At 73.7% G+C, this 23,712-nt stretch carries 21 protein-coding genes and 2 pseudogenes; 6 read left to right on the top strand and 17 right to left on the bottom strand.

The window, feature by feature from the left end; genetic code table 11:
- Nucleotides 1-5: 5 nt before the first annotated feature.
- Together ACIP67_RS18460 and ACIP67_RS18455 are read left to right on the top strand one after the other, a co-directional pair.
- Nucleotides 6-56 (top strand): annotated as a pseudogene (locus ACIP67_RS18460) (hypothetical protein); the annotation flags it as partial.
- 82 nt (nt 57-138) lie between these two features.
- Nucleotides 139-270: a hypothetical protein gene (locus ACIP67_RS18455; RefSeq protein ID WP_401692838.1), complete on the top strand. Its 132-nt coding sequence runs from the start codon at nt 139-141 to the stop codon at nt 268-270.
- 16 nt (nt 271-286) lie between these two features.
- On the opposite strand, the gene purU is transcribed toward ACIP67_RS18455, so the two are convergent.
- Nucleotides 287-1,171: a formyltetrahydrofolate deformylase gene (gene purU, locus ACIP67_RS18450; protein ID WP_389521487.1), complete on the bottom strand. Its 885-nt coding sequence runs from the start codon at nt 1,169-1,171 to the stop codon at nt 287-289.
- A 185-nt stretch (nt 1,172-1,356) separates the two neighbouring features.
- A complete protein-coding gene (locus ACIP67_RS18445) occupies nt 1,357-1,860 on the bottom strand; it encodes a hypothetical protein (protein WP_401692837.1) in 504 nt (167 codons plus the stop codon).
- A gap of 117 nt (nt 1,861-1,977) precedes the next feature.
- Here ACIP67_RS18445 and ACIP67_RS18440 point away from each other — a divergent pair, with 117 nt between their 5' ends.
- Nucleotides 1,978-3,294, top strand: coding sequence for an ABC transporter substrate-binding protein (locus ACIP67_RS18440; protein WP_401692835.1), 1,317 nt, complete (start codon nt 1,978-1,980; stop codon nt 3,292-3,294).
- 139 nt (nt 3,295-3,433) lie between these two features.
- Here the strand turns inward: ACIP67_RS18440 and ACIP67_RS18435 are convergent, their stop codons facing one another.
- On the bottom strand, nt 3,434-5,194 hold the full coding sequence (locus ACIP67_RS18435; protein ID WP_401692833.1) for a hypothetical protein: 1,761 nt from the start codon (nt 5,192-5,194) through the stop codon (nt 3,434-3,436).
- Between the two features lie 212 nt (nt 5,195-5,406).
- Nucleotides 5,407-6,792 carry a transcriptional regulator gene (locus ACIP67_RS18430; protein ID WP_401692831.1) on the bottom strand — a complete coding sequence of 462 codons (1,386 nt, stop codon included), beginning with the start codon at nt 6,790-6,792 and terminating at the stop codon, nt 5,407-5,409.
- Between the two features lie 408 nt (nt 6,793-7,200).
- Here ACIP67_RS18430 and ACIP67_RS18425 point away from each other — a divergent pair, with 408 nt between their 5' ends.
- Entirely contained in the window at nt 7,201-7,863 is a 663-nt protein-coding gene (locus tag ACIP67_RS18425) for a bifunctional DNA primase/polymerase (RefSeq protein WP_401692830.1), read from the top strand.
- A 46-nt stretch (nt 7,864-7,909) separates the two neighbouring features.
- Here the strand turns inward: ACIP67_RS18425 and ACIP67_RS18420 are convergent, their stop codons facing one another.
- The 7 genes and pseudogenes from ACIP67_RS18420 to ACIP67_RS18390 all read right to left on the bottom strand — a co-directional run bounded on the left by ACIP67_RS18420 (nt 7,910) and on the right by ACIP67_RS18390 (nt 14,246).
- Nucleotides 7,910-8,044, bottom strand: a complete 135-nt coding sequence (locus tag ACIP67_RS18420) for a hypothetical protein (RefSeq protein WP_401692829.1) — start codon at nt 8,042-8,044, stop codon at nt 7,910-7,912.
- A complete protein-coding gene (locus tag ACIP67_RS18415) occupies nt 8,041-8,976 on the bottom strand; it encodes an alpha/beta fold hydrolase (protein ID WP_401692827.1) in 936 nt (311 codons plus the stop codon). The genes ACIP67_RS18420 and ACIP67_RS18415 overlap by 4 nt, the downstream gene beginning before the upstream one ends.
- Before the next feature lie 887 nt (nt 8,977-9,863).
- Nucleotides 9,864-10,556 carry a metal-dependent transcriptional regulator gene (locus ACIP67_RS18410; RefSeq protein ID WP_385070831.1) on the bottom strand — a complete coding sequence of 231 codons (693 nt, stop codon included), beginning with the start codon at nt 10,554-10,556 and terminating at the stop codon, nt 9,864-9,866.
- A 298-nt stretch (nt 10,557-10,854) separates the two neighbouring features.
- Entirely contained in the window at nt 10,855-11,610 is a 756-nt protein-coding gene (locus tag ACIP67_RS18405; protein ID WP_401692826.1) for an SIS domain-containing protein, read from the bottom strand.
- A gap of 221 nt (nt 11,611-11,831) precedes the next feature.
- Entirely contained in the window at nt 11,832-13,265 is a 1,434-nt protein-coding gene (locus ACIP67_RS18400; protein WP_401692824.1) for a PAS domain-containing protein, read from the bottom strand.
- A 100-nt stretch (nt 13,266-13,365) separates the two neighbouring features.
- A pseudogene (locus ACIP67_RS18395) lies at nt 13,366-13,823 on the bottom strand (GNAT family N-acetyltransferase).
- A gap of 30 nt (nt 13,824-13,853) precedes the next feature.
- On the bottom strand, nt 13,854-14,246 hold the full coding sequence (locus ACIP67_RS18390; RefSeq protein WP_401692822.1) for a RidA family protein: 393 nt from the start codon (nt 14,244-14,246) through the stop codon (nt 13,854-13,856).
- Nucleotides 14,247-14,319: 73 nt separating this feature from the next.
- Here ACIP67_RS18390 and ACIP67_RS18385 point away from each other — a divergent pair, with 73 nt between their 5' ends.
- Nucleotides 14,320-15,228, top strand: a complete 909-nt coding sequence (locus ACIP67_RS18385) for a LysR family transcriptional regulator (RefSeq protein ID WP_401692821.1) — start codon at nt 14,320-14,322, stop codon at nt 15,226-15,228.
- Nucleotides 15,229-15,547: 319 nt separating this feature from the next.
- Here the strand turns inward: ACIP67_RS18385 and ACIP67_RS18380 are convergent, their stop codons facing one another.
- The gene (locus ACIP67_RS18380) at nt 15,548-16,648 is read right to left on the bottom strand and encodes a citrate synthase 2 (protein WP_385070815.1); all 1,101 of its coding nucleotides are present in this window, start codon (nt 16,646-16,648) and stop codon (nt 15,548-15,550) included.
- Nucleotides 16,649-17,048: 400 nt separating this feature from the next.
- On the opposite strand from ACIP67_RS18380, the gene pdxH reads away from it, so the two are divergent.
- Nucleotides 17,049-17,678, top strand: coding sequence for a pyridoxamine 5'-phosphate oxidase (pdxH, locus tag ACIP67_RS18375; RefSeq protein ID WP_389521619.1), 630 nt, complete (start codon nt 17,049-17,051; stop codon nt 17,676-17,678).
- A gap of 17 nt (nt 17,679-17,695) precedes the next feature.
- Here the strand turns inward: pdxH and ACIP67_RS18370 are convergent, their stop codons facing one another.
- The 5 genes from ACIP67_RS18370 to ACIP67_RS18350 form a co-directional block, all read right to left on the bottom strand.
- Nucleotides 17,696-18,304: a TetR/AcrR family transcriptional regulator gene (locus ACIP67_RS18370; RefSeq protein ID WP_401692819.1), complete on the bottom strand. Its 609-nt coding sequence runs from the start codon at nt 18,302-18,304 to the stop codon at nt 17,696-17,698.
- Nucleotides 18,292-19,029 carry an enoyl-CoA hydratase family protein gene (locus ACIP67_RS18365; RefSeq protein ID WP_401692817.1) on the bottom strand — a complete coding sequence of 246 codons (738 nt, stop codon included), beginning with the start codon at nt 19,027-19,029 and terminating at the stop codon, nt 18,292-18,294. The genes ACIP67_RS18370 and ACIP67_RS18365 overlap by 13 nt, the downstream gene beginning before the upstream one ends.
- Nucleotides 19,026-20,597, bottom strand: coding sequence for a 4-coumarate--CoA ligase family protein (locus ACIP67_RS18360; RefSeq protein WP_401692815.1), 1,572 nt, complete (start codon nt 20,595-20,597; stop codon nt 19,026-19,028). Before ACIP67_RS18360 ends, ACIP67_RS18365 begins: the two co-directional genes overlap by 4 nt.
- Before the next feature lie 41 nt (nt 20,598-20,638).
- Complete coding sequence (locus tag ACIP67_RS18355) at nt 20,639-21,769, bottom strand: acyl-CoA dehydrogenase family protein (RefSeq protein WP_401692813.1); 1,131 nt, start codon at nt 21,767-21,769, stop codon at nt 20,639-20,641.
- 82 nt (nt 21,770-21,851) lie between these two features.
- The gene (locus ACIP67_RS18350) at nt 21,852-23,711 is read right to left on the bottom strand and encodes a biotin carboxylase N-terminal domain-containing protein (protein WP_401692812.1); all 1,860 of its coding nucleotides are present in this window, start codon (nt 23,709-23,711) and stop codon (nt 21,852-21,854) included.
- Nucleotide 23,712: the final 1 nt, after the last annotated feature.

The raw sequence follows: 23,712 nt of genomic DNA, 5'->3' as shown, positions 1-23,712 counted from the left end.
CCGCCCTGCGCGTCCACACCGCCGAGGGCGAGCGGGGCCTCACGGTCGGGGCGGTCACCAAGGCCGGCGGGGTCGGTCCGGGCAGCCTCCACCACCACTTCGGCAGCGTCGGGGGAACTCGCCCCGCTCCCCCTGGCGTTGATCGAGTCGCTGGCCCCCGGACCGGTCATCGGCGTCGCCCGCCGCCGGCTCTCCGGGGCCGACGACGTCGATCTCGACGACGTCGCGCGGATCCTGCCGGAGCGGATCTGGCGCTCGGTGAGCCCGTGAGAGCCGGGGGGACGGGTCAGGCGAAGACGACCGTCCGCCGCCCGTTCAGCAGGATCCGGCGCTCCGCGTGCCACTTGACGGCCCGCGCCAGCGCCTGGCACTCCACGTCCCGCCCGATCGCGACCAGCTGGTCCGGGGTCACGTCGTGCCCGACCCGCTCGACCTCCTGCTCGATGATCGGCCCCTCGTCGAGGTCCGCGGTGACGTAGTGCGCCGTCGCGCCGATCAGCTTCACGCCCCGCGCGTGCGCCTGGTGGTACGGCTTGGCGCCCTTGAAGCTCGGCAGGAAGGAGTGGTGGATGTTGATGATCCGGCCGCTGAGCTGCTTGCAGAGGTCGTCGGAGAGGACCTGCATGTAGCGGGCGAGCACGACCAGTTCGACGTTCTCCCCGCGGACGATCTCCAGGAGCTTGGTCTCGGCCTCGGACTTGGTGTCCTTCGTCACCGGGATGTGGTGGAAGGGAAGGTCGTAGGAGGCCACCAGCTCGGCGAAGTCGGTGTGGTTGGACACCACTGCCGCGATGTCGACCGGCAGTGCGCCGATCCGGGCGCGGAACAGCAGGTCGTTCAGGCAGTGGCCGAACTTGCTGACCATGAGGACGATCCGCATCCGCTCGTCGGCCCGGTGGATCTGCCAGTCCATGTGGAAGGAGTCGCCGATCGCCGCGAAGCTCGCCCGCAGCTTGTCCACGGTCACCGGGGGCTCCGCCGAGAAGTGGACGCGCATGAAGAACAGACCCGTGTCGTGGTCGCCGAACTGCTGGCTGTCCTCGATGTTGCACCCGGTCATGAAGAGGTAGCTCGACACGGCGTGCACGATGCCCTGCTTGTCGGGGCAGGACAGGGTGAGGACGTACTGGTCGGCGGGGGCCGCCGCGGCTCGGGTGGACTGCTCACTCATGCACGACAGGGTCTCACGACCGCACCGGCCCGGTGGAACTCCGTCCGCAGGACGGACCCGCTCCGGTACGCCCCTCGTCCCCGGCCGGCCCGCCCTCCCCGGACGTCTGCCCCGCGCGCCGCCTCCCCGGACGTCCGCCCGCGCGCCGTCTCCCCGGTACGCCTCCCCGGCGTACCCTCCCCGGCCTATGCGGACCGGGTCAGGATCCGCAGCACTTCCAGCGTGCGCGGCGGCGCGTCCGGGTCCTCCCCGTCGGCCACGGCCATCCGTACGTGCGCGTCACGGGCCGCCCGCACCGCCTCCGGCCACGCCTGGTGGTCGACGTAGGCGGAGACCGGCGCGTCCGGGCCGACCTGGTGCATGATCCGCAGCACCCGCAGCACGGCGGTGTCGACGAGCGCCGCCTCCTGCGAGTCGCGGAAGATCGTGCCGACGTACTTCTCGGCGGACCAGTTGTCCAGCCAGGTGTCCTCGACCAGGCGGTACACGGCGTCGGTGACGTCGCCGTACCCCTCGGCCCCGGCCAGCCAGACGTCCCGCTGGAACAGCGGGTCGGAGAGCATGTGCAGCGCGGAGCGCACATTGCTGCGCCAGCGCCACCACGGCATGTCGTTGAGTGGCATGCCGCCCATGGTGGAGGAGCGACGGTTGCGACGGGAAGAGTTCTCCGAACCTTGTTGCACGGTCATCGATCGTACGTTCCGCGTCCCGGGCGTCCCACCCGCCCCGGTAATTCACCTGCGCGTCACCGCGCCTTGACCAAGAGTCACTCGGCGGTTGGTGATGTGGCGGAATCGTGTCGGTTCATGACCGGTAGGCGACGCACGCGAAGCACCTTCCTCCCCAGGTACCTCCGCCTCACCCGATCCGCCAGAGCCACCGCCCTGTCGGCGGGCGCCCTGATCGCCTGCGCGTCATTCGCCGCGGGATGCGGGATCGTCCCCGGCACCACGGGGGGCTCCGGGGACGATCCGATCGTCGTGATGACCTGGGCCCCCGAGGGCACGGCCGCGACCAACAAGCCCGGAATGCCCGCCTTCGCCCGCGCCTACGCCCGCTGGATCAACGCCCACGGCGGGCTGGGCGGCCGCGAACTGACCGTCCTGACCTGCAACGACCACAACGACAGCGTGGCCTCCGCGAAGTGCGCCCGGCGGGCGGTCAAGGAGGGGGCGGTCGCCGTCATCGGCTCCTACAGCCAGCACTCGGAGTCCTTCCTGCCGCCCCTGGAGGGCGCCGGCATCCCCTACATCGGCGGCTACGGCGTCACCAACGAGGAGTTCACCAGCCCCCTCTCCTACCCCGTCAACGGCGGGGCGCCGGCGCTGCTGGCCGGACTCGGCAGGGAACTCGCCGCGGTCTGCGGATCCGTCGCGCTCGTCCGCCCCGACACCATCGCGGGCGACGCGCTGCCCGCCATGCTCAATGCCGGACTGAAGGCGGGCGCGCACGACGCGGCCGACGACCAGCTGGCGGCGGAGGACGCCGCCCAGTACACGGCGCAGGCCGAGGCGGCCCTGGAGTACGCCACCGACGGCACCGACGGGAAGGGGTGCGTGGTGCCCGCGCTCGGCGACCGCACCAGCACCTACATGGACTCCTTCCGCCGCACCCGCGAGGACTACCCCGCCGTGCGCACGGCCACCGTCCTCGGCAGCGTCGACCAGGCGGTGATCAACTCCACCGGCGGCGCCACCGGCCCCTTCGAGGGGTCGTACGTCACCGGCTGGTACCCCGTGGCGGACGACTCGCGCTGGGACGCGATGAAGAAGGTCATCAAGGAGCAGGCCTTCTCCGACACCCGGATCGACGCGTCGGACACCGGGGTGCAGACCACCTGGATCGCCTACTCCGTGTTCCGGCGGGTCGTGGAGTCGCTGGGCAGCGGCGAGGTGACCGCCGACAGCGTGCGCGGCGCCCTGGACGACGGGCTGGAGATCAGCACCGGCGGGCTCACGCCGACCCTGCGCTGGGAGTTCAGCGACAAGCTCGCCTCCATCGGCTTCCCGCGCCTGGTCAACGCCGACGTGACGCTCCAGACGGTGCGCAAGGGCCGGCTGGTGGCCGCCCGGGACGGTTTCGTCGACGTGACGAAGACGCTGGAGAACGCGGACGTCGACTGACCTCCCGGGCGGGCTCGCAGCCGGGCCGGCCGGCAAGCCTCGCAGCCGGGCCGGCCGGCAAGCCTCGCAGCCGGGCCGGCCGGTGGGCCTCGCAGCCGGGCCGGCCGGTGGGCCTCACAGCTGGTTCGGCCGGTGGGCCTCACAGCTGGGTCGGCTGGCGCTCCGTCAGTCCGTACGTTCCGGCGATCTGGTTCCAGATCGTGGCGGCCTGGGTCTTCTGGGTGCTGGCGGTGCCGCTCTCACGGTTGCCGGCCTGCGTCTGGGCGGTGGTCGGGGCCTGGCCCTTCTTGCAGCTCTTCTTGTTGGCGGCGACCTGGTCGGCCCAGGCCGCGTAGTGGTTGTCGGCGGACGCGGACGCCTGCCACGCCTTGGTGAGCGCGGTGGTCAGCGCGGCGTGGTTCGGGAGCTGGTCGACGCTCAGCCCGGACAGCCTGGTCACCAGCTCGGTGCGCTGCGTCGCCGCGTCCCGCAGGTTCTTGGCGGCCTGGGCGAGGTTGCTGCACTTCTTCACGTCGGCCACCGCGCCGATCACGGTGGCCCGGCTGCTGCCGCTGTCCGCGAGCAACGCGTCCAGCGCGATCGCCTGCTGCTCGGCGGGGTCGGCCGCCGACGCCGAGGGGGACGCCTCGGTGGCGGGCGCGGACGCCGCCACGGTCTTGTCGTCCCCGCCCTCGTCGCCCGTGCCCCCGCCGGCGAGCAGCGCTCCCGCGCCGATCCCGACGACGGCGATGGCCACGCCGATCGCGGCGAACAGCGGCACCCGCGATCCGGTGCGGCCGCCGCGGCCGCGCCCGTGGTCGTCGTCCCGCGCGGCGCGCCGCCCGCCGCCGCCGGGCGGGGCGTACGAGGACCGGTCGGACCCGTGACCGGGCCCGGCGCCGTAACCGCCGTGTCCGGCGGGCTCCGGCTCCGAGAACCGGGGCAGCTGCTGCGTCGACCCGGCCGGTCCGTCGTCCGCGGGCCCGCCCCGGAAGAGGTTCTCGAACTCCGCGGGCGGCTGCCGGTCCGCGCCGCCCCCGCCGTACGGCGGCTGACCGGTCACCGGAGGGATGTACTGCGTGGCCTCGGAGTCGGGGTGCGCGGCACCGGGCAGCGGACCGGGGTGGGCGCCGGGGTGCGTACCGGCGCCGGGCAGGGGCCCCGCGCCCGGGTGCGACGGGCCGCCGGGGTACGCCGGGGCGCCCGGGACGGGGCCTGCGCCCGCGTGTGCGCCCGCGCCCGGGAAGGAGCCGGGCTGCGCGCCGCCCGGCATCGGGCCGGGGCCGCCGTGGCCAGCCGAGCGGCCCAGGAAGCGGGTCGACTCCGACGGCGCCTCCGGGGGCAGGGCACCCGGTCCCACCGGCGGCAGGTACTGCGTGGCGCCCTCGTCCACGGGGGCCGCGGGCACCGGCGGTATGTACTGCGTCGCACCGTCGTCCACCGGGGCGGCGGACACGGGCGGTATGTACTGCGTCGCGCCGTCGCCCACGGGTCCGGCCGGGACCGGCGGGATGTACTGGGTGGCGGCGTCGGCGGGCGGCGGCAGCGGAGCCGACGGCACGCCGTGGCCGTACGACGGGGCCGGGGCGCCCTCGGGCGGCAGCGGGGCGGCGCCCGGGCGGGACCCGGAGCCCCACGCGTCGTGTCCCGCCGGCTGCGGGGCGGCGCCCCACTGCCCGTCCGCCGGGGGCGGCCAGCCCTGGCCGCCCGGCTGCTGCTGCTCGGGGCCCCACGGCCCGCCCCAGGTCTGTCCGCCGGACGGCGCGGACACCGGCGGCGCCTGCTGCCCGTACGGCCGCCTGACCTCGTGGGAACTGCTCGTCATGCCCGGCAGCAGGGGTTCCCCGCCGTCGGAGGGCAGCACGATGCCTTCGCGCGCGGGCCGCGCCGAGGGCTCCTCGCCCTGTCCACTCTGCGTCACCGGGACTCCAACTGATGGGGGACCTTCGGAATCGTCGGCTCACGCTACCGGGTCGGCGGAACCCCGTGCCACGCAGCTCAGGACGTGATCTCCCTCCCAAGGGGACGAGTGTGAGATGTGTGACGGAACCGGAGCGCCGTGCGCCGTGTCCGTCGCGCACCGCGCGACGACGGGCCGTTTCCCGGCCGTTCACGCACCGACGCTCCGTCCGTTCACGCGGCGGCCTGGAGGTCCAGACGGGCCCCGAACTCCCTGACCACGGGTTCCTCCCGGAACGGCTGGAGCCGCTGCTGGAGGTCCTCCAGGTACTCCGCGCCCCGGTTGGAGCGCAGTGTCTCCAGCAACTCCACCGCCTTCGTACCGGTGTTGCAGGCCTGCTCCACCTCGCGCTGCTGCACCTGTGCCGTGGCCAGGAGCACATACCCGATGGCCCGCCGTCGGGCCCGGCTCCGCGGGTGCCCGGCCAGGGACTGCTCGGCGCACCGGGCCGCCGCCTCGGCCTGGCCGAGATCGCGGTGGCAGTGCGCCAACTCGTCGGCCAGATAGGCCTCGTCGAAGTGCGCGATCCACGACGGGTCGTCGCCGGCCGCCGGATCGGCCGCCTCCAGCGCCGCCACCGCCCGGCCGGCCGCCCCCTGGGCCGCCCGTACGTCGCCCAGGAGCGCGTGTCCACGGGCCTCGGCCGCGTGGAACATCGCTTCCGCCCGCGGCGTCACGCGCCCCCGTGCGCCCTCCTGCGCCGCCCGTGCCAACTGGGCGATCTCGCGCGGGTTCCCGAGCTGCGCGGCCAGGTGGCTCATGGAGGCGGCGAGGACGTAACCGCCGTAGCCGCGGTCGCCGGCCGCCTGCGCGAGGCGCAGGGCCTGGATGTAGTAGCGCTGGGCGAGCCCCGGCTGTCCGGTGTCGACGGCCATGTAGCCGGCCAGCTCCGTCAGCCGGGCCACGGACGCGAAGAGTTCACGCCCCACCGCCTCCCGGTAGGACCCGGCGAGCAGGCCCGAGACGACGCTGTTGAGGTAGTGCACGACGACCGGGCGCACATGCCCGCTGCCGTACTCGTGGTCCAGGTCGACCAGCGCCTGGGTCATCGCCTTGACGGCCGCCACGTCGGACAGGCCCACCCGCGGGCCCGCCGAGCGCGCCACCTGCGCGTCCGGGGAGGAGATCAGCCAGTCCCGGCTCGGCTCGACCAGCGCCGAGGCGGCCACGGACGACCCCGAGAGGAAGTCCCGGCGGCCCACGTCACTGCGCCACAGCTCGCAGACCTGCTCGATGGCCCCCAGTACCGTCGGCGAGAACTGGAGTCCGACACCCGACGCGAGGTTCTTGCCGTTGGCCATGCCGATCTCGTCGATCGTGACCGTACGGCCGAGCTTGCGCCCCAGCGCCTCGGCGATGATCGCCGGGGCGCGTCCCCGCGGCTGCTGTCCGCGCAGCCAGCGGGCCACGGACGTCTTGTCGTAGCGCAGGTCGAGGCCGTGCTCCGCGCCGCACATGTTGACGCGGCGGGCGAGCCCGGCGTTCGAGCAGCCCGCTTCCTGGATGAGCGCCTGCAACCGTTCGTTCGGCTGCCGCGCGACAAGAGGCCTTGCGGCCATGGGCACTACCCCCTGTTTCTCGGCGGCTCACCTCCGGTGCGCGCCGCTGGTGCCGGGTGGACGGCCCGGCGGGCCCGTGGGCCTCCGTCCCGTTCGTCCCGCCGGCGCCGGCGCTCCCTTCGGATCGTCCGCCCTGTGGCTGCGGTGCCGTCCCGCGCACCGAGTTGATGTGTCTTCCACCGAATAGTTCCGGCCGTGAAGATCAATGCCCCACGGATACGGCGAGAATGCGAGGCATGTGAGGATTGCCGGGGTAATGGCGGAAGCCGACCCCCAAGCGTGACTACCCGCTTCCGCGCTCATTCCTGCCGCGCGCCCCCGCCGGTGCACCCATGCGCCCCGGACACGGGATCGATGCTCCTCCCCCGCGCACATGGGCGGGCGTAACCCCTGGTGACGCCCAGAGTTGTGTTCATCGTGGAAGAGACCATCGCGGGCGCCGAAGCCGCTCAGATCCCGAAGCAGCGCGGGGAATCGCTGCTGGACACCGCTGTTCGCTATGCCGAGGAACGTCACTGGGACGTCTTTCCCGGCACCTGGCTGGAAGCCGTGGAGGGGATGCAGCGGTGCTCCTGCGGTGACGCCGCGTGTCCGGCGCCCGGGGCGCATCCCGCGCGGCCGGACTGGGCCACGCAGGCCACGGGCAGTGCGACCGTCGCGCGCCGGATGTGGCAGAAGCAGCCGTCCGCCTCGATCCTGCTGCCCACCGGGCGGACGTTCGACGCGATCTCCGTGCCGGAGACGGCGGGCTTCCTGGCGCTGGCCCGGATGGAGCGGATGGAACTGACGCTGGGGCCGGTGACGTTGACGCCGGACCGCCGGATGCACTTCTTCGTCCTGCCGGGCGCGTCCGCGAAGCTGCCCGAACGGATCCGCACACTGGGCTGGTCGCCGGGGTCGCTCGATCTCGTCGCGCTGGGCGAGGGGACGTACGTGGCCGCGCCGCCCACCCGGTTCGGGTCGCGGGGTGCCGTGCAGTGGGCCTGCCGGCCGACTCCCGCGAACCGGTGGCTGCCGGACGCGGAGGAGCTGATCTCGCCGCTGGCCTACGCGTGCGGGCGGGACCGCTAGCGGCGCCGCCCGCACGGTCCGGCGAGGACGGCAGGGACGGCCTCTCTCACCCGGCGACGACGGCCGTGACCGTCTCGCTCACCCCGGCGACGACGGCCGTGACGGTCTCGCTCACCCCGGCGACGACGGCCGTGACCGTCTCGCTCACCCCGGCGACGACGGCCGTGACCGTCTCGCTCACCCCGTGAGGACGCCGTCGAGGAACGGCTCGATGGCCGCCCGCCACGCCTCCGGCTGGTCGTAGTGGACGAGGTGGCCGGCGTCGGCGACCTCGGCGTACTCGCCGCGCGGGAGGACGCGGACCATCTCCTGGGCCTCTGCGCGGCCCAGCAGGCCGTCGAGGCCGCGCACGACCAGGGTGGGGCACCGCACCTGGGCGAGCTCCTCCCAGTGGGCGTCGTAGATCCAGGTCTCGCGGGACTTCAGCATCTGCTCGGGTTCGAAGACGGGGCGCCAGCCGTCGGTGGACTCGTGCATCACCTCGGCGTAGAACTCGCCGCGCGCCGGGTTCGGGCGCTCCACCCAGGGGTCGTCCTCGCCGAACCACTTGCGGACGTCGGCGAGGGTGGCGAAGGGAGTGGGCCAGGAGCGGAACCAGTCGGCCCACTCGCGCTGCGAGGCCGCGCCGAGCGCGGAGGCCCGCATGTCGCAGATGATCAGCCCGGAGACCAGGTCGGGACGCTTGGCGGCGAGCTGCCAGGCGGTCAGGGCGCCCATGGCGTGGCCGATGACGACGGCCGGGGCGAGGCCGAGCTGCTCCAGGGCCGCCTCGGCGTCCTCCACGTATGCCTCGCGGGTGTAGGCGGCCTGCGGGGGCTTCTCGCTCTGGCCGTGGCCGCGCTGGTCGAGGGCGATCGCCCGGTGCCGTCCGGAGAGCCAGCGGGCGGTGGACGCCCAGTGCGAGGCCCGGCCCATCAGCCCGTGCAGCAACAGCACACCGGTGGTCCGGTCGGGGTCGGCGGGTCCGTCCGGCGCCGCCCCTCCCCCGGACGACTGGGCCGGAATCGTGGGCTCCGACCCGTTCTGCGCCGGGTCGGACTTGGGCGGGTCACCGAACTCCCAGGCCGCCAGGCGTACGCCGCCCGCCCCGGTCACGTCGATGCGTCGCGCCATAGGTCCTGGCACCCCCCTCGCTCCGCTCGGACCCCTCGCTCCCGTTCGAGCCGGCCGGTCCGGTCACGCGTCGTGTCTGCCGTCGTACCGCTGTGCTGTCCACTGCCTTCGCCCATCGCGCGCCTCACGCGGTCCGTGTCGCGGCCGTGAACCGTCATGGCCGTGATCCGCCCCGCGCGAGGCCCTTCACCCGCAGGCTATCGAATGAGCATTCGAAAACACCCACTTACGCGGCCAACACCGCTCGTTCGAGTGACCACCCTCAAGGAATGATCGCCGCCCTCGAGGGGAGATCTTCAACGGGAGGCGGACCGCTCGGGGAAAACGGTCCGAGGGGATTGACCCTGAGAGCTCGGGGCTCCGGGTCAGGACAGGGGAGGACGGGCCCCGGCGCCGTACGGCGCCGGGGCCCTCCGTTCGTCTGCGGCACATCCTCCCCGCCCCCCTCAGGTCATATGCCTCTCGCGACAGATTGGCACGCGAAGCGCCGGAGCGCTGCGATTCGGCGCAGGGAATCACCGATTCGACGACATCGATCGTCGCCTCAACTGCCCGACGTGCCTCAGGAGTTGAACAATGCTCAGGCTTTCCGGAAGGCCCGCCGCCGGCCTCGCCGCCACCCGGGTGGTCGGTACGGGTGGTCGGTACGGTCGATCGGGACGGGTGGCCGGGACGCGGGTGGTGGGACGAGGCGAACCCGGCTCCGGTGCGCTCTGGCCCCGGTGCCGGCCCGACTCCGGTGCGGCCTGGCCCCGGTGCCGGTCCAGCTCCGGTCCGGCTCCGGTCCGGCTCCGGTGCGGCCCGGCTCCGGTCCGACTCCGGTGCGGTCCGACTCCGGTGCGGTCCGACTCCGGTGCGGCCCGGCTCCGGTGCGGCCCGGCTCCCGCTCAGCGCTTGGCGACGAACACGTGCGACGCGACGTCCGACTCCAGCTCGGCCGCCTCACCGCCACTGCCCACCAGCACGCCGCCGGCCGACTCCGTGACGCTCACCACCGAACCGGGCTGCACACCCGCCCGGCGGAGCGTGTACATCAGCTGCGCGTCCGTCTGGATCGGCTCGCCGATGCGGCGGACGACGACCGTCTTGCCCTCCAGGCCCGGGTCGAGGTCGGCGAGCGAGACCATGCCCTCGTCCAGGAACGGATGGGCGCCGTCCGTCTCGCCCAGCTCCTCCAGGCCCGGGATCGGGTTGCCGTAGGGCGACTCGGTGGGGTGGCGCAGCAGCTCCAGGACGCGGCGCTCGACGGCCTCGCTCATCACGTGCTCCCAGCGGCACGCCTCGGCGTGGACCTGCTCCCACTCCAGGCCGATCACGTCGACGAGGAGACACTCGGCGAGGCGGTGCTTGCGCATCACGCGCGTGGCCAGCCGACGGCCCTCGTCGGTGAGCTCCAGGTGCCGGTCGCTGGCCACCGAGACCAGGCCGTCCCGCTCCATGCGCGCCACGGTCTGGCTGACCGTCGGCCCGCTCTGGTCGAGCCGCTCGGCGATCCGGGCGCGCATCGGGACCACACCTTCCTCTTCCAGCTCGAGGATGGTGCGGAGGTACATCTCCGTGGTGTCGATCAGTCCGGACATACATGCCCCTCGATGAGATGTGCCGAAGGCTCGACGGCTCTTCGGCGCGTGCGCTGGCCCTGGCTTCAATTCTGCCGGATGGCACTGACAAGCGTGCCGCGCCGGTGGAACGAGGCGGTTACATCGGGGAATCCGGGGCCGGCGGCCGGTCGGAGGTGGGCTCGCGGCCGGGCCCTGCGGAGGCCTGCGGGCCTGGTGGGGGTGGGTGGGGCCGGGTGGGGCGGGGTGGGGCGGTTGAGCCGGTGGGGCGGACGGGGCTGGAGGGCTCAGGGGGGAGGCTGGGGCCGACGGGAGCGGCTCAGTGCCGGTAGAAGATCCGGTCCCCGTACTCGTCCATGATCCGCCCGTTCCACTCGTGCCCGCCGTCCACGTTGCCGGAGCGCAGCAGCGGGGGCTCGATGCCGCGGGCGGCGAGGGAGGCGGCCGCGGTGGCCACGACGGCCTGGAGGAGGGCCGCGGTGACCACCGTGGAGGCGGGCGCGAAGGGCGCCGGGACGGTGTCGAGGGTGAGCTCGGCGTCCCCGACGGCGATCTTGGAGTCCACGACGACGTCGCAGTGGTCCTTCAGGAACGTGCCCGAGGTGTGCCGTGACACGGTCTCGGTCGCGTACGCCACCGAGGTGACGCCGATGACCCGCACGCCCAGGCCGCGGGCGGTCAGGGCCATCTCCACGGGCAGGGCGTTGCGGCCGGACAGGGAGACGATCACCAGGGCGTCGCCCGCGCGCAGCGGGGAGGTGCCGAGGACGGCGCCCGCCAGGCCGTCGACGCGCTCCAGGGCGGAGCCCAGGGTGGCGGGCACGACGTCGACGCCGACGACGCCGGGGACGGCGAGCAGGTTCATCAGGGCCAGGCCGCCGGCCCGGTAGACGACGTCCTGCGCGGCCAGCGAGGAGTGTCCGGCGCCGAAGGCGAAGAGGCGGCCGCCGGAGGCGACGGTGTCGGCGAGCAGGGTGCCCGCGGCCTCGATGGCCTCGGCCTCCTCGTCGCGGACCCGGTGCAGCAGGCCGATCGCGGCGTCGAAGAACTGGGCGGCGGGCGTGCGGTCGCTCATCCGAGGGGCCCCTCTGCCGTGTCCGGTGTCGGTGTCGCGGATCACCGTGCGGTCTGGACCAGCGTGCTGTCAATACTGGGGCGGGCGGGTGACGCTCAGGTGCCTGCAGGACGGTCCTCCCGCGCAGCGAGCGCGGCCCTCTCCGGACGCCGTCGCTCCCGCCCACCCGAAGGTGTCGCTCCCGCCCACCCGAAGGTGTCATTCCCGCCCGCCCGAAGGCGTCAGGCCCGCTCCCCCGGTGCCGTCGCCGCCGCCAGGTCGAGGGCCAGGGCTATGCGGACGGCGACGTCCTCGGCGTACGTCGCGTCGGAGCGTCCGAACGGGGTGCGGGCGGCGCCCCGGAGGAACGTCACGACGCCCAGGGTGCGGCCACGGCTGCGCAGCACGGCGCACAGGGCGTGCACGGTGTCCTCGGGCCACTGGCGCGCGTGCGCCCACTCCTGTGCCCGGTCCTGCGACACGGCGCCGGCGGAGGCGCGCACGCAACCGGCGCGGGCCACGCACTGGAGCGCCGGGTGCCCGTCGGCGTAGCGCACGGGCAGGCCCGCGCGGCCGGTGAGCGCGCTGGGGCCGGGGCCACCGGAGGGCGTGGCCGCGACCCGCACCAGCCGGGGCGGCGCCCCGGACTCGCCGTCGGCCTGCGGGGCGCCCGCCACCCGGTCGATCAGGGCGTGGTCGGCGAAGCCGGCGAGCGCGAAGTCGAGGTGCACGGTGGCCGCCTCCGCCGCGTCCTCGCACTCGGCGGCCGCGCGGGAGGCGCGGTGCAGCTGGTTGGCGCGGAAGCGCAGCAGCGCGGCCTCCTGCTCGCCCTGCTTGGCCTCGGTGACGTCCTGGAACAGCCAGCCCACCCCCAGCGGCACCGGTTCCTCCGTGAGCGGCGACGCCAGCCGCAGGAACCCGCTGCGCCAGCAGCGCCGCTTCTCGCCCTCCGGGGTGCGCACACCGATCCACATCTCGGCGGGCGCGGGCGGGGCGCCCTCGGCGAGGACGTGCGTCAGGGCGTTCTCCAGTTCCTCGACGCCCCGGGTGAGCAGCTCGCCCAGCGGGCGGCCCAGGACGGTCGTACGGCCGGTGCCGAGCGCGCGGGCGGCGTGCGCGTTGACGACGGCGGGGCGCAGGTCGGCGTCGACGAGCACGACCCCCCAGGAGGCGTCCTCGAACAGGGCCTCGCTGAGCGCTATCGAACGCTCCAGGTCTATCTGGGCGTGCACCTCGCTGAAGGCGCAGTACAGGCCGGCGGGCTTGCCCTCGGGGCCGCGCACGGCGGCGGACTGGGTGCGCACGAGGACCCGGCCGCCGTCCTTGGTCACCAGGGCGAACTCGTGCACCTGCCGGCCCGGGGCGTGCATGGCCGCCAGCAGACGGCTCTCGACGTCCGCGGCGTCCGCCTCGCGCACCGCCCACCCGGCGAAGCCGCGGCGGCCCACCGCGTCCTCCGCGCTCCAGCCGAGGATCCGCTCGGCCTCCCGGTTCCAGTGGGTGACGACACCGTCGGCGTCGAAGGCGCACAGCGCCGCGTCCATGCCGTCGAGCAGCGCGGCCAGCAGATCCGAGCCGTCCGGGCCCGCCGGGCCGTCCGAGGCCCCCGGCCCGGACCGCTCGGGCTCGTCCGGCCCCAGCTCGTCGGTGGTCCCACTACGGCGGGAAGCACTCACCTGGACCCCCTGCAGGTTCGCTCACGTGCCCTCATTCAACTCGAACGTGACGCAGCCCACATAGGGTTCCCGCAAGATTGCAGAGGAATCGTTGCACCGCTCACACCGCCTGCCCGGAGGCGGCCAGCCGCAGGTCGATCCAGACGTCGCTCCCGCCGTCGAGCACGTACCGTTCGATCTCCGCGAAGCCGCGCGCCACCGCGAACCGCAGGCCCTCCTCGTTGGCGGCCGGCACGCACGTCTCCACCGTCCTCGCGCCGAGCACGCGCGCGTGCGCGAGGCCCCGCTCGTACAGGGCGGTGCCGTGGCCGCGACGGCGGTACGCGGGCAGCACGCGCGCGATGACCGTCGCCACCCGCTCCTCGCCCTGAGCGGGCGCACGGTCGAGCAGCCGATGAGGACGTCGCCGACGTAGGCGTTCTCCAGGCGGTACCGCCGGGCACGCGCGCGTACCTCGTCGAGGGACAGGGCGGCCGGCGGCACGATCGTGTTGTGGACGTGCCGCCACTGCCGGAGCATGGCCTCGCCGGCCACGGGTGCGGTACGAAGATCCGTCATTCGGACAGGAGAACGCGGTTCCCGCGCGCGTCAACGCGTGTGCGGCCGGCGCGCGTACACCTCGATCTCGATCCGCATCCGGGGGTCGGCCAGCCCGCACACCATCATCGTCGCCGCCGGCCGCACCTCCCCGAAGCAGCGGCGCAGCACCGGCCAGCACGGCTCGAAGTCGTCCCGCTCCGGCAGCAGGTAGCGCACCCGCACGACGTCCGCGAACCCGCAGCCCGCCTCCGCGAGCGCGGCCCCGATGTTCCGCAGGCACTGCTCGGCCTGCTCGACCACGTCGTCCGCGATGGTCATCGTCGTGTAGTCGTAGCCGGTCGTCCCCGACACGTGCACCCGGTCGCCGTCGACGACGGCCCGGGCGTATCCGATCCGCTCCTCGAACAGGGACCCGCTGAGGATGGCACGTCGCTCGCTCATGCCCGGCACCGTAGGCAGGCCGGCGCAGATACGTCCAATACGCACGTGCATGCCATCTGATACCACTGGAGATATGGAGCGCCCGGAACTGCCCCTCCCCCAACTGCACGCCTTCGTCGTCCTCGCCGAGGAACTCCACTTCGGCCGGGCCGCCGACCGCCTCGGCATCGCCCAGCCGCCGCTCAGCCAGCAGATCCGGCGCCTGGAGGCCAAGGTCGGCCACCCCCTGTTCACCCGGGACCCGGGCGGAACCGCGCTCACCCCGGCCGGACGGCAACTGCTGCCCGCCGCCCGCCGCGCCCTCACCGGCCTCGCGGACGGACTCGCCGCGGCCAGGGCCGCCGGTGACGGCCGCACCGGCCGGCTCCGCCTGGGCTTCGCCGCCTCGCTCGCCCTCACCGTGCTGCCGGGGCTGCTCCGCGCCCACCGGGAGCGGTTCCCGGGTGTCCACCTGGACCTCCGCGAGATGACGACCGCCCCGCAGCTGACCGCCCTGCGCGAGGGCGCCATGGACGTCGGTCTCCTGCGCGAGCCGCCCGCGCGGGACCCGGACCTGACGTTCACCCCGCTCCTGACCGAGCCGCTCGTCGCGGTTCTCCCGGCGTCCCACCCGCTGGCCGCGGGCCCCTCCGTGACCCTCGCGAACCTGCGGGACTCCCCCTTCGTCCTCCTCCCCCGCGCGACCGGCCCCGGCCTGCACGACCGCATCACCGCCGTGTGCGCCGCCGCCGGCTTCACCCCGCGGGTCGCCCAGGAGGCCGTCGAGTGGGTGACGGTCTGCGCCCTGGTGGAGAGCGGCCTGGGCGTGTCCGTCGCCCCGTCCGGCATCCGCCGCGTCCGCCTGGAGGGCGTCGCCTTCCGACCTCTCGACCAGCCCACCGCCCACACCACGGTGGCCCTCGCCCACCGAACGGAGGACCGGAACCCGCTGGTCACCCATGTGCTGGCAACCGCGTCGCCAGGACTTCCAAAAAACAGTTGATTCGGTGCCGGAACGGTTCTTAGGGTGGCTGGTACTTCGGAAAGGAGGTGGTTCGGCAGATGTATGCATACCGGACGGAAGAGGTGACTGCGGGCTAGCAGCCCGTCGTCGTACTCGGTTCGGCGCCGGACCCGCGTGTGTGAGATGCACGCAGCCGGCCAATTCCACGCAGTCACCCGACCCGCGAGTCGCCGGTACGTCCGGCCGGCCCCTCCTGTGGAGGACCAGACTCGCGGGTCGCCTGCGTTTCCGGCGGTGGTGGGGTGTCGGTCACGCGGAGCGGTTCGGCCCCGCGTGACGTGGGGGGCTGCTGTGGGGTTCAGTGGGCGATGTCCGCGTAGCCCTCGATCTCGCGGGGGCTGCGGGAGCCGGGGCCGATGTAGCGGGCGGAGGGGCGGACCAGGCGGCCGGTGCGCTTCTGCTCCAGGATGTGCGCCGACCAGCCGGCCGTGCGGGCGCAGGTGAACATCGAGGTGAACATGTGCGCCGGGACCTCGGCGAAGTCGAGGACGATGGCCGCCCAGAACTCGACGTTGGTGGCGAGGACCCGGTCGGGGCGGCGGTTGTGGAGCTCCTCCAGGGCGGCCTTCTCCAGGGCTTCGGCGATCTCGAAGCGGGGGGCGCCCAGCTCGCGGACCGTGCGGCGCAGGACGCGGGCGCGGGGGTCCTCGGCGCGGTAGACGCGGTGGCCGAAGCCCATGAGGCGCTCGCCGCGGTCCAGGGCCTGCTTGACGTAGGCCTCGGCGTCCCCGGTGCGTTCGATCTCCTCGATCATGTTGAGGACGCGGGAGGGGGCGCCGCCGTGCAGCGGGCCGGACATGGCTCCCACGGCGCCGGAGAGGGCGGCGGCGACGTCGGCGCCGGTGGAGGCGATGACGCGGGCCGTGAAGGTGGAGGCGTTCATGCCGTGCTCGGCGGCGGAGGTCCAGTAGGCGTCGACGGCGGCGACGTGCTTGGGGTCGGGCTCGCCGCGCCAGCGGATCATGAAGCGTTCGACGACGGACCGGGCCTTGTCGATCTCGCGCTGCGGGACCATGGGCCGGCCCTGGCCGCGGGCGGACTGGGCGACGTAGGACAGGGCCATGACGGCGGCGCGGGCCAGGTCCTCGCGGGCCTGCTCGGCGTCGATGTCGAGGAGGGGCTTGAGGCCCCAGACGGGGGCGAGCATGGCGAGGGCGGACTGGACGTCGACGCGGATGTCGCCGGAGTGGACGGGGATGGGGAACGGCTCGGCGGGCGGCAGGCCGGGGTTGAAGGCGCCGTCGACGAGCAGGCCCCAGACGTTGCCGAAGGAGACGTGGCCGACCAGTTCCTCGATGTCGACGCCCCGGTACCGGAGTGCGCCGCCCTCCTTGTCCGGTTCGGCGATCTCCGTCTCGAACGCGACGACTCCTTCGAGTCCGGGTACGAAGTCGGACATCAGGCGGCTCCTCGTGATGTGTGCGACGGGTGGTGGGGCGGGGATGCGACGGGTGGAGCGGGGTGGTGCGACGGGTGGAGCGGGGTGGTGCGACGGGTGGAGCGGGGTGGTGCGACGGGTGGAGCGGGGTGGTGCGACGGGTGGGGTGACTGGCTGGGAGTGACCGGTGTGCCGGTGGTTCCGCGGTCCGGTCCGGGGACTCGCGGTCCTGAGCGGTCACCCCTGTGATGCCCCGTGCGGCCGACGGTCATCCGACCGGGGCCGGTATCAGCACCATATCCCTGAGTGCCATCCTTGGGGAGTCCTCGCGGCACTCAGTGCCACCCTGGGTTTCGGTGCGTCGGTACGGCAGGATGACCGCGTGACTCCCGCAGACGCCGCCTCCCCCGACCCCGCCTCGATGCGCAAGCAGTACCGGGCCGAGGGCCTCGCCGAGTCCGGCCTGGCCGCTACGCCGTTGGAGCAGTTCGCGCGCTGGTTCAAGCAGGCCGCGGCGGAGGCCCATCTGTTCGAACCGAACGCCATGGTGGTCTCCACGGCGGACGGCGAAGGGCGGCCCAGCTCGCGCACGGTGCTGCTGAAGCACTTCGACGAGCAGGGCTTCGTCTTCTACACCAACTACGACTCCCGCAAGGCCCGCGACCTCGCCGAGAACCCGTACGTCTCGTTGCTCTTTCCGTGGCATCCGATGGCCCGGCAGGTCATCGTGCGGGGTGTGGCCCGGCGGACCGGGAGGGACGAGACGGCCGCGTACTTCCGGACCCGGCCGCACGGCTCGCAGCTGGGCGCGTGGGCCAGCGCCCAGTCCTCGGTGATCGCCACCCGCGCCGAGCTCGAGGCCTCCTACGCCGAGCTGGAGGCCCGCTATCCCGAGGGCGAGCAGGTGCCGGTGCCGCCGCACTGGGGCGGTTTCCGGGTGGCGCCGCAGTCCGTGGAGTTCTGGCAGGGGCGGGAGAACCGGCTGCACGACCGGCTGCGGTACGTGGCGCGGGCGGACGGCAGCTGGCGGGTGGAGCGGCTGAGCCCCTGAGCCGGGCCCGGAGCCCGTCAGTGGAGCGTCTCCTCCAGCAGTGCCGCCCACTGCGCCACCACCCGCTCGCGGCGCGCCGCGTCGTCGGTGAGGAGGTTGGCGAGGCCCAGGCCGCGGGCCATGTCGAGCAGGCCCTGGACGGTTTCGCGGGTGCCGGGGCGGGACTCGTCGGCGCCGAGCAGGTCGACGGCTATGCGGTGGGTCTCGCGGCCGACGCGGGCCTCGAGTTCGGTCACCCGGGGGCGGAGCTGCTCCTCGTCGGAGGCGGCCACCCACAGGTGCAGGGCGGCCCGGAAGAGGGGGCCGGTGTAGAGGTCGACCAGGGCCGTCACCACCGCGCGCCGGTCGCCGGACGCGCCCTGCGGGAACAGGGCGCGCAGAGCGAGCGAGCGTTCTTCGGCGACGTACTCGACGGCGGCGGTGAACAGGTCCTCGCGGGTGGGGAAGTGGTGCTGGGCGGCGCCCCGGGAGACGCCCGCCCGTTCGGCGACGACGGAGACCGTGGAGCCCGCCCAGCCGCGTTCGGCGAGGCAGGCCACGGCGGCTTCCAGGAGCCGCTGCCGGGTGGCCCGGCTGCGGTCCTGCTTGGGGGCGCGGTCGCGGTCGGCTGCGGTCACAGCACCCATGAGGGATCCCGTCGTTCGAGGAAGGCCGTCATCCCCTCGCGGGCCTGCGCGGAGGAGAACAGGCGGGCCGAGAGCGCGGTCAGGGCGGCCGCGTCCCGGTCGAATGCCTCCAGCACCCTAGCCGTGAGCAGTCGTTTCGTCTCGGCCAGGCCCTGCGGCTCGGATCTGCGCAGGCCGTCCAGGACGGGGGCGAGGACGGCGTCGACGTCGTCGCCGGTGGCGGTGAGCAGGCCGATGCGGGCGGCCTCCATGGCGCCGAAGCGCTCGCCGGTGAGGTAGTAGCGGGACAGGGCGCGCGGGTCGGTGCGGGGCAGCAGGGGCAGGGAGATCACGGCGGGGGCGACGCCGATGCGCACCTCCGTGAAGGCGAAGGACGCCCCGGTGGACGCGGCCGTGATGTCGCAGGCGGCGAGCAGGCCGAGGCCGCCGGCCCGGACGTGCCCGGTGACCCGGGCGACGACCGGTACGGCCAGTTGGACGATCTGCCGCAGCAGGTCCACGAACGCGTCCGGGTCGGGCGGGTCGCGCAGGTCGGCGCCGGCGCAGAAGGTGCCTCCGGTGTGGGTGAGGACGACGGCGCGGACGCCGGGGTCCTCACCGGCCCGCTTCAGCGCGTCGGCCAGTTCGGCCACGAGTGCGCGGGACAGGGCGTTGCGGGTGTCGGGTGCGTCGAGGGTGAGGGTCTCGACGCCTCGCGCGCGGGTGCGGCCGACGGGTGATGTCATGTGCGGTCCTCCCTGAGCTGCCGGCGGAGGATCTTCCCGGAGGCGGCGCGCGGTACGGCGTCGATGAAGGTGACGCGGCGGACGCGCTTGTAGGGGGCGACCCGTTCGGCGACGTAGAGGGCGACCTCTCCTTCGGTGAGGTCGCCGGCGGTGGGCTGGCGGACCACGTGGGCGTGCGGCACCTCGTTGCCGTCGGGGTCGTAGGCGCCGATGACGGCGGCGTCCGCTATGCCGGGGTGGGTGAGCAGCAGTGCCTCCAGTTCGGCGGGGGCGACCTGGAAGCCCTTGTACTTGATGAGTTCCTTGACGCGGTCGACGACGAAGAGCCAGCCGCCGTCGTCGACGCGGCCGATGTCGCCGGTGTGCAGCCAGCCGTCGGGGTCGATCAGGGCGGCGGTGGCGTCGGGGCGGCCGAGGTAGCCCTTCATGACCTGGGGGCCGCGGATGAGGATCTCGCCGGTCTCGCCGACGCCGAGGTCCTTGTCGGGGTCGTCGAGGGAGACGATGCGCATCTCGGTGCCGGCGATGAGCTTGCCGACGGTGCCGGCGGGGGCGTCGCGCATGGCGTCGAGGGGGACGACGTGGGTGCCGGGGGAGAGTTCGGTCATGCCGTAGGCCTGGCCGACGGGCGGCAGGTCCAGGCGGGCCGAGCAGGCGGCGGCGAGGCCGGCGTCGAGGGGGGCGGCCGCGCTGATGACGTGCCGCAGGGAGGACAGGTCGTACCGGGCGACGGCCGGGTGTTTGGCGAGGGCCAGCACGATCGGCGGGGCGACGTAGAGGCCGGTGATGCGGTGGTTCTGGATGGCGGCGAGGAACGTCTCCAGGTCGAAGCGGGGCAGGACGACGACGGTGGCGCCGTTGCGGAGGGGGCCGTTCATCAGGGCGGTGAGGCCGTAGATGTGGAAGAAGGGCAGGACGGCGAGGATGCGGTCGCCGGGGCCGGCCGGGATCGCCGGTTCGAGCTGGGCGAGGTTGGTGGCGATCTGCCGGTGGGTGAGCATCACGCCTTTGGGGACGCCGGTGGTGCCGGAGGAGTACGGCAGGGCCGCGACGTCCTCGGCGGGGTCGACGTCGATGCGGGGTTCGGGGGCCGTCGAGGCGAGCATGTCGAGGAGGGAGCGGTGGCCGGGGGCGCTGTCGCAGACGAAGATCTCCTGGACGCCGCCGGCGAGTTCGGCGGCGCGGCGGGCCGTCTCCAGTAAGGGGGAGACGGTGACGATCCAGCGGGCGGCCGAGTCGCCGAGCTGTTTGGCGAACTCCTCGGCGGTGGAGAGCGGGTGGGCGGTGGTGACGGTGGCGCCCGCGCGGGTGGCCGCGTAGAACGCGGCGGGGAAGGCGATGGTGTTGGGGCTGTGCAGGGCGAGCACGTCGCCCTTGCGGACGCCGGCCTCGGCGAGGGCGGCGGCGATCCGCCGGTGGAAGCGGTCCAGTTGGTCGTACGTGAGGGTGGTGCCGTCGGTGCCGTCGACCAGGGCCGGCCGGTCGCCGAAGTCGGCGGCGTGGCCCAGTACGGCGTCGTGGATGGGGAGTTCTACGGGTGGGACGTCTGCGTACTCGCTGCGGAACATGGCTGGTTCCTCCTCGCGCGACTGGCACCCCACGGTGCCGCTCAGTACGACTTGGGCAGGCCCAGGGTCTGGTGGGAGACGTAGTTCAGGATCATTTCCCGGCTCACCGGGGCGATACGGGCCACCCGGGAGGCCGTGATCAGCCGGGCGAGGCCGAACTCGCGGGTGAGGCCGTTGCCGCCGAGGGTGTGCACGGCCTGGTCGACGGCCTTCACACAGGCCTCGCCGGCCGCGTACTTGGCCATGTTGGCGGCCTCGCCGGCGCCGATGTCGTCCCCCGCGTCGTACAGGTGGGCCGCCTTCTGCATCATCAGGCGGGCCAGTTCGAGGTCGATGTGGGCCTGTGCCAGGGGGTGGGCGATGGCCTGGTGGGCGCCGATGGGGGTCTTCCAGACGGTGCGGTCGCGGGCGTACGCGACGGCTTTGGAGAGGGCGTGGCGGCCCATGCCGATCGCGAAGGCGGCCGTCATGATCCGTTCCGGGTTGAGGCCGGCGAAGAGCTGGAGCAGACCCGCGTCCTCGTCACCCACGAGTGCGTCGGCGGGCAGCCGTACGTCGTCCAGGACCAGCTCGAACTGCTGCTCCACGCTGTGCAGTTCCATGTCGATGGCGCGGCGGGTGAAGCCCGGCGCGTCGCGCGGGACGATGAACAGGCAGGGCTTGAGCCGGCCGGTGCGGGCGTCCTCGGTGCGGCCGACGATCAGGGTGGCGTCGGCGATGTCGACGCCGGAGACGAACACCTTGCGGCCGGTGAGCAGCCAGTCGGCGCCGTCGCGGCGGGCGGTGGTGGTGATGCGGTGGCTGTTGGAGCCGGCGTCGGGCTCGGTGATGCCGAAGGCCATGATGCGGCTGCCGTCCGCGAGGGCGGGGAGCCACTGCTGTTTCTGGGCTTCCGTGCCGAAGCGGGCGATCACCGTGCCGCAGATCGCCGGGGAGACGATCATCATGAGGAGGGGGTTGCCGGCGGTGCCGAGTTCTTCGAGGACGAGGGAGAGTTCGGTGATGCCGCCGCCTCCGCCGCCGTAGGCCTCCGGCAGGTTGACGCCGATGTAGCCGAGCTTGGCCGCCTCCTGCCAGAGGGCGCGGTTCCCCACGTCGGGGTGGTCCTTGGCGAAGGCTGCGACCGCCTTGCGGAGGGCTTTGTGTTCGTCGGATTCGATGAGGGTGGTCACTGTCTCTCTCCTTCGGGTGCAGCGTCGTCGTGGCTGGTCGGGCTCACGCGGCGGAGCCGCATGTCGATGCGGCCCCGCGCCCCTAGGTCGCTTGCACTACCGCCAGCAGAGTGCCGACCTGTACTTGTTGTCCTTCCGCCACTGGCAGGGACGACAGCGTCCCCGTCACCGGGGCGGAGATGACGTGTTGCATCTTCATCGCTTCGAGCCAGACGATCGGTTCTCCCGCCTGGACACTCGATCCGGTGACGAGGCCGTCGGCGACCTTGACGACGGTGCCGGGCATCGGGGCCAGCAGGGAGCCGGGGGCGCGCTGGGTCTCGGGGGCGGGGAAGCGGGGCAGGGCGGTGAGGGTGGTGGCGTTGACGTGGACCTGGTCGCCGTAGCGGGCCACCTGGTAGCGCCGTCGCAGGCCGTCGGCCTCCAGGACGACCAGGCGTGCGTCGGCGTGCACGATCTGTACGCCCTCCGCGGTCAGGCCGGTGCGGGTGTGCCGGTAGTGGACCTCGTGCTCCTCCCCCGCCATGGCGTACCGCTTGGTCTGCGGTGCTGAGGGCAGGTTGCGCCAGCCGCCGAGGCGGGGGCCGGGTCCGGTGCCGGTGTGCGCGTCGGCGAGCGCGGCGGCGAGGGGGGCGTACGGGTCGGGGGCCGGTGTGGTCAGGGCGGGCAGGTGGCGGTCGTAGAAGCCGGTGTCCATGCGGGCCGAGGCGAACTCCTCGTGGCGCAGGGAGCGGACGAGCAGGTCGCGGTTGGTGACCGGGCCGTGGATCGCCGCCCGTTCCAGGGCTCCGGCGAGTGCGCGGGCCGCCTCCGCGCGGGTGGGGGCGTGGGCGACGACCTTGGCGAGGAGGGGGTCGTAGTGGACGCCGATCTCGTCGCCGTCGTCGTAGCCGGTGTCCAGGCGGACGCCGTCGGGGACGGCCAGGTGGTGGAGGGTGCCCGTCTGGGGGGTCCAGCCGTTCGCCGGGTCCTCGGCGTAGAGGCGGGCCTCGATGGCGTGACCCCGCGCGCGTGGGGGCCGGCCGACGAGGGCGTGGCCCTCGGCGACGCGGATCTGCTCGGCGACCAGGTCGACGCCGAAGACGGCCTCGGTGACGGGGTGTTCGACCTGGAGCCGGGTGTTCATCTCCAGGAAGTGAGCGGTTTCGCCGGCCACCAGGAACTCGACCGTGCCGGCGCCGACGTAGTCGACGGCACGGGCGGCGCGCACGGCGAGCGCGTTCACCTCCTCGGCGAGCTTCTCGGAGAGCGCGGGCGCCGGCGCCTCCTCGATCACCTTCTGGTGGCGGCGCTGGAGGGAGCAGTCGCGGGTGCCGAGGGCCCAGACCGTGCCGTGGGTGTCGGCGAGCACCTGCACCTCCACGTGACGGCCGTTCTCCACATAGGGCTCGACGAACACCTCGCCGTCGCCGAAGGCGCTGGCGGCCTCGGCGCGCGCGGCCTCCAGCGCGACGCCCAGGTCCGCCAGGCGGCGCACGACGCGCATGCCGCGCCCGCCGCCGCCCGCGGCCGCCTTCACCAGTACCGGCAGGTCGGCGTCGGACACCTCGTCCGCGCGCAGGGGGGCCAGGCCCATGAGGGCCTTGGCGCGCGTCTTGGACGCCATCGCCTCGATCGCCTCGGGCGGCGGTCCGATCCAGACCAGGCCGGCGTCCCGTACGGCGCGGGCGAAGGCGGCGTTCTCGGAGAGGAAGCCGTAGCCGGGGTGCACGGCGTCCGCGCCGGCGGTGACGGCCGCCTTCACGATCAGGTCGGCGCGCAGGTAGGTGTCGGCGGGCGCCGCGCCCGGCAGCCGTACCGCCGTGTCGGCCACGCGCGCGTGGAGGGCGCCTTCGTCGGCGTCCGAGTGCACCGCGACCGTGCGGATGCCCAGCTCACGGCAGGTGCGGAAGACACGGCAGGCGATCTCGCCCCGGTTCGCTACAAGTACGGAGGTAATCACT

It is taken from the genome of Streptomyces sp. NPDC088812, from assembly GCF_044750285.1.
In the GTDB taxonomy this organism is placed as follows: Bacteria; Actinomycetota; Actinomycetes; order Streptomycetales; family Streptomycetaceae; genus Streptomyces.
This window is presented reverse-complemented; position numbering and strand designations above follow the sequence as displayed.

Bases quoted from the DNA above. Each gene is read 5' to 3' on its own strand.
- ACIP67_RS18445 (WP_401692837.1), bottom strand. From the start codon at position 1,860: ATGACCGTGCAACAAGGTTCGGAGAACTCTTCCCGTCGCAACCGTCGC.
- ACIP67_RS18380 (WP_385070815.1), bottom strand. From the start codon at position 16,648: ATGTCCGACTTCGTACCCGGACTCGAAGGAGTCGTCGCGTTCGAGACG.
- ACIP67_RS18370 (WP_401692819.1), bottom strand. From the start codon at position 18,304: ATGGGTGCTGTGACCGCAGCCGACCGCGACCGCGCCCCCAAGCAGGAC.
- ACIP67_RS18415 (WP_401692827.1), bottom strand. From the start codon at position 8,976: ATGGCGCGACGCATCGACGTGACCGGGGCGGGCGGCGTACGCCTGGCG.
- ACIP67_RS18410 (WP_385070831.1), bottom strand. From the start codon at position 10,556: ATGTCCGGACTGATCGACACCACGGAGATGTACCTCCGCACCATCCTC.
- ACIP67_RS18430 (WP_401692831.1), bottom strand. From the start codon at position 6,792: ATGGCCGCAAGGCCTCTTGTCGCGCGGCAGCCGAACGAACGGTTGCAG.
- ACIP67_RS18440 (WP_401692835.1), top strand. From the start codon at position 1,978: ATGACCGGTAGGCGACGCACGCGAAGCACCTTCCTCCCCAGGTACCTC.
- ACIP67_RS18385 (WP_401692821.1), top strand. From the start codon at position 14,320: ATGGAGCGCCCGGAACTGCCCCTCCCCCAACTGCACGCCTTCGTCGTC.
- pdxH (WP_389521619.1), top strand. From the start codon at position 17,049: ATGCGCAAGCAGTACCGGGCCGAGGGCCTCGCCGAGTCCGGCCTGGCC.
- ACIP67_RS18365 (WP_401692817.1), bottom strand. From the start codon at position 19,029: ATGACATCACCCGTCGGCCGCACCCGCGCGCGAGGCGTCGAGACCCTC.
- ACIP67_RS18390 (WP_401692822.1), bottom strand. From the start codon at position 14,246: ATGAGCGAGCGACGTGCCATCCTCAGCGGGTCCCTGTTCGAGGAGCGG.
- ACIP67_RS18360 (WP_401692815.1), bottom strand. From the start codon at position 20,597: ATGTTCCGCAGCGAGTACGCAGACGTCCCACCCGTAGAACTCCCCATC.
- purU (WP_389521487.1), bottom strand. From the start codon at position 1,171: ATGAGTGAGCAGTCCACCCGAGCCGCGGCGGCCCCCGCCGACCAGTAC.
- ACIP67_RS18405 (WP_401692826.1), bottom strand. From the start codon at position 11,610: ATGAGCGACCGCACGCCCGCCGCCCAGTTCTTCGACGCCGCGATCGGC.